The sequence below is a fragment of the Cupriavidus basilensis genome (assembly GCF_029335485.1).
GTDB classification, from domain to species: Bacteria; Pseudomonadota; Gammaproteobacteria; order Burkholderiales; family Burkholderiaceae; genus Cupriavidus; species Cupriavidus basilensis_E.
In genome coordinates this window covers 1-1,010 of record NZ_JARJLM010000395.1, presented here as the reverse complement: position 1 = coordinate 1,010, position 1,010 = coordinate 1, and the positions used below count along the sequence as shown (strand labels likewise).

Annotated in this window: 1 protein-coding gene; it reads left to right on the top strand. The window is 65.3% G+C overall.

Annotated elements, in window-relative coordinates; genetic code table 11:
- Positions 1–159 precede the first annotated feature (159 nt).
- Complete coding sequence (locus P3W85_RS23620; protein ID WP_017229653.1) at positions 160–1,008, top strand: SirB1 family protein; 849 nt, start codon at positions 160–162, stop codon at positions 1,006–1,008.
- Positions 1,009–1,010: the final 2 nt, after the last annotated feature.

Sequence of the window (1,010 nt, the reverse complement as noted above, 5' to 3'; positions counted from 1 at the left end):
GTGCAGGGTCAAGGTAATTGAGGGTTGTGCCAGAATGAAGCAAGGCGGTTCCGCCCAGGCACGCGGCCACGGACGCAAGCAATGCACCGTCCGGGCGCGCGCGCCGCGCCGCCCGCGCCCATTCGGAACAGCCGCCAAGCCGCAATCAGGAAAGCCGCAATGACAACCACGAAAGTCCTGGAATACTTTGCCAGTCTCGTGGCAGACGAGGACGGTATCCCGCTTACCGAGACCGTGCTTTCGATCGCCCAGGATGCCTACCCGGACCTGGACCTGCAGGCCGAGCTCGCCACGCTCGACATGCTCGCGGTACGCCTGAAGCGCCGTGTCGCAGAGGGCACGCCGGCCATCCAGCGCATGCGCCTGCTCAACCATTTCTTCTACCGCGACCTCGGCTTCGGCGCCAACGCGAACGATTATTACGACCCCGACAACTCTTACCTGAACGTCGTGCTCAAGCAGCGGCGCGGTATTCCGATCTCGCTGGCGGTCCTCTATATGGAACTGGGCCAGCAGATCGGCCTGCCGCTCAAGGGCGTGTCCTTCCCCAATCATTTCCTGGTGCGGATGTCGATTCCCGCCGGCGAGGTCGTGGTGGACCCGCTCACCGGCGAGACGCTGTCGAAGGAGCAGTTGCAGGAGATGCTCGACCCGCACCTGGAGCGCGAGGGCATAGCCGACCCCAACGAAGTGCCGCTAGGCCTGTTCCTGCAGGTGGCAAGCCACCGCGAGATCGTGGCGCGCGTGCTGCGCAACCTCAAGTCGATCTATCTGCAGGAGTCGCGCTGGCAGCGCTTGCTGGGGGTGCAGAACCGGCTGGTGATCCTGCTGCCGGGCTCGATCGAGGAAGTGCGCGACCGGGGGCTGGCCTATGCCAACCTGGAGTGCTTCCGGCCGGCGCTGGCCGACCTGGAAGCCTATGTGATGGCGCGCCCGGATGCCGCCGACACCACCCAGATCCGGGACCGCATGCCCGCACTGCGCATGATGAGCCGCAGCGTGAGCTGATC